At 61.4% G+C, this 3,286-nt stretch carries 3 protein-coding genes; 2 read left to right on the top strand and 1 reads right to left on the bottom strand.

What is annotated here, in order from left to right; all coding sequences use genetic code 11:
• Positions 1–435, bottom strand: a 435-nt coding sequence (locus tag ACXJ7R_RS28210) for a hypothetical protein (protein ID WP_457154690.1), incomplete at its 3' end; no start/stop codon positions are given.
• A gap of 143 nt (positions 436–578) precedes the next feature.
• On the opposite strand from ACXJ7R_RS28210, the gene ACXJ7R_RS28205 reads away from it, so the two are divergent.
• Both ACXJ7R_RS28205 and ACXJ7R_RS28200 read left to right on the top strand, forming a co-directional pair.
• Positions 579–1,337 (top strand): TylF/MycF/NovP-related O-methyltransferase, encoded by a 759-nt coding sequence (locus ACXJ7R_RS28205; RefSeq protein ID WP_457154689.1) that lies wholly within the window; start codon positions 579–581, stop codon positions 1,335–1,337.
• A 14-nt stretch (positions 1,338–1,351) separates the two neighbouring features.
• A partial coding sequence (locus ACXJ7R_RS28200; RefSeq protein WP_457154688.1) for a glycosyltransferase occupies positions 1,352–3,286 on the top strand: 1,935 nt, incomplete at its 3' end.

Here is a 3,286-nt window from a genome sequence, read left to right as displayed (position 1 = left end):
GGTGTGCTCCGCGTCGATCAGCGCGAGCGTCGCCTTGGTCTCGATCGACTGGGGCGGCACATTGGAGACGTCGCTATCGATGGTGATCAGCTTGGCCATTGCGTCGGGCGGAAGCTTGTCCGACAGCAAGGCAACCATCCGGGCCGCCGTGTTGTCTGGGTAGTGAAAAACCTCGGCACGCTCGTCGGGCTGGGTCGCCGGCCGCAGATCGACCGATATCACCGCCTCGCAGGCCGGATCGATCAAATGCGGCAACAGGCTGCCGCCGATGTCTGAGCCAACCTCGAGATAGACGTATCGGCCGAGTGTCGATCGCGCGAAGTTCTGCACGCGCAGGAAACTTGTGCGGTCACTGAGCGTGCTTCCGGTATCGACCTGGAAAACAGCAATGTCGAGCGTCTCGATCATGCCCATCGCTTGATTGGCGGTTAGCATTCAGGGGCTCCCATTGGACAATTATTCGCCGCTTGCTTGCATGGCGCGACAGGTTGAATCGCGCAAATCCTGTTGCACTTCGGCTGGATATCCGCAACAGCGTATTTCGCCATGGAACTGTTGAGCGCCTTGAAAGGTCGACGATGAACCGCCTCTATACTGATCTCCTGATCAAGATCATCGCCAACACGATCTACGGCTCTGGTTCGCAGGTGATCGATCCCTCGAAAATCGGAGAGTCGACCCCCTTCAATCGCGAGGATCGCCTCGTGGGTCGCGATTGGCCGACGGTTGCTCACTCCATGGCAGGCGTCAAGCGCCTGACGAATGTCCGCGACCTCGTCCAGCGCGTCATCGACGAGAACGTGCCCGGGGATTTGATCGAGACCGGCGTCTGGCGCGGTGGTTGCTGTATCCTGATGAAAGGCGTTCTGGCCGCCAACGGGATCACGGACAGGAAGGTGTATGTCGCGGACTCGTTCGACGGTTTGCCACCGCCGGACCCCGAGAATTTTCCGGCCGACCTGGGTGACAGGCTGCACGAATACCGGCAGCTGGCGATCGATCAGGCACAGGTCGAATCCAACTTTGCCGCCTATGACCTGCTGGACGACCAGGTGGTCTTCGTCAAAGGCCTGTTCGGGGACACCTTGCCTAGCCTGAAAGCCGGTCCATTCGCCCTGATTCGACTGGACGGCGATATGTACGAGTCGACGATGGACAGCCTTGAAGCGATTTATCCAAGGCTGTCCCCCGGCGGGTTCGCGATCATCGACGACATGGCGTTTGGGCCATGCCGGCAAGCGGTCGACGACTACCGCGCGCGCAACGGCATCAAAGCCGAGATCCACGAGATAGACTGGACGGGCGGTTGGTGGCAGAAGCCATTGGCTGACAACTGAGCCACGGAATCGCGATGAAAACGAACACCCTGTCCGTCGTTGTTGTCGCCTACAACATTCCCCGAGAGCTGCCGCGAACCTTGCTTTCGCTCGCAACGCCCTACCAGCAAGACGTGACGACGGATGATTACGAGGTCATCGTTGTCGACAACGGATCGTCACCGGCCGTTGGTGAGGGCCTGGTTGCGGACTATGGGCCGAACTTTCGCCTGCTGCGCATCGATGATGCACTGCCTTCGCCCGCGGCTGCCGTCAATCGCGGGATAAGGGAGGCGAGGGGGGACAACATCGGCGTGATGATCGACGGCGCACGGATCGTGACGCCAGGGTTGGTGCATTTCGCTCGCATCGGCCTGGGCATGGCGCCGACGGCAGTCGTGGCCGCACCCGGCTGGTATCTTGGCAGCGACACCCAGGTGAATGCCCGTAGCAATGGCTATACGAAGGCCATCGAGGATTCGCTTTTGCAATCGATCCGATGGCCGGAAGATGGGTACCGTCTGTTCGAGATCGGGACGATGGATGAGTCCTCGGTCGATCCGTGGTTCACGCCGATATCCGAAGCCAATGCCCTGTTCATGAGCCGGGAGAGCTGGCAGGTGATCGGTGGCATGGATGAACGCTTCACCTATCCCGGAGGCGGCCTCGTCAACATCGATACGCTCGAACGTGCGATGGAGATGCCGCGGGCAAAGCTCATCCTCACCCTGGGAGAGGCTACATTTCACCAGTTGCACGGAGGTGTCGCCACCAACGCAAGCGTCGAGCAGCCCAAACACTGGCTCCTCTGGAAGGCCGAAAGGGATGCGTTGAGGGGGCGCGCGAACTTTACCTTTCACRCCCCCTCGGCTTTCGTGGGATCGCTGCCTCCAGCGCTTGCGCCGCACCTTGCCCGCGCCCTGATTGTGTCTCCACACGGCSCCGGGCCAGCCACGGCCGCGGGCTTCAGGGCGCAATTGAAGCCGTCGGAAGAACCCGCGCTGACCAACCAGGCAGCCGCGGCGCTTGTCGAGTTGGCCAAGGTCGAGTTGGAGCGCGGGAATTACAAGGCGGCGGCAGACGTCGCTCGCATGGCAAGCAGCCATGCACCCGCCGAGCTTGCAACGTCTCGCGTGCTTTTGTCAGCCGGCCTTCTTTCGCGGTACAATGAGCATCGGGATGCCGCCTATTTCACGGCGATAGGCGATGCGCACCGTGTCATCGGCGAGAACGAAACCGCCGACAGTCAATACCGCAACGCGCTGGCGCTTGCCGCCGACAGCGTGGGTGCCCATGCCGGTCTGGCCAGCACGCGGATGTCGGGGCCTTCCTATTACGACTGGCTGGAGCGTTTTTACGCAGAGCTGAAGCCCGCCGTGGTGGTGGAGATAGGCGTCTTTGACGGCGTGTCGCTTTCCAAGGTGAAGGCACCAACCCTTGCAATAGGCATCGATCCCAATCCGCGCGCCAYGGTGGCGCTCGGCGCGCAAACGCACATTTTTCCGGAGACGAGTGACGTCTTCTTCGATCGCGGTGGAGCGGACGCCCTGCTTGCCGGTCGCCCGGTCGGTGTCGGGTTCATCGACGGTCTGCACACTTTCGACCAGGTTCTGCGCGATTTTGCGAACCTTGAACGCTACTGCGACGCCGGCTCGGTTCTGCTCGTGCACGACACCGCCGCCCTAGAGAGGCGACGCAAAGGGTTCCGCCGACGACGCAATTCCACACCGGCGACGTCTGGAAACTGGTTCCGGCGCTCAGGACGCTGCGCCCCGATCTCGACGTGTTCACCATTGCAACGCCCTGGACCGGGCTCACCGTCATATCCGGCTTCGGCAAGGGCAGATATGATCGTTCATGGATCGCCGACGCCGGCCAACGCTTTGCAAACATGGAGTTTGCCGAGATCGAGGCAAACCTTGGCGAAGCGCTTGGCCTTGTCGCAAACGAATGGGAACCTGTGCTTGCTC

The sequence above is a fragment of the Mesorhizobium sp. P5_C1 genome (assembly GCF_054049815.1).
This window is presented reverse-complemented; position numbering and strand designations above follow the sequence as displayed.

Coding starts and splice junctions, on each gene's coding strand:
- ACXJ7R_RS28205 (WP_457154689.1), top strand. CDS start 579: ATGAACCGCCTCTATACTGATCTCCTGATCAAGATCATCGCCAACACG.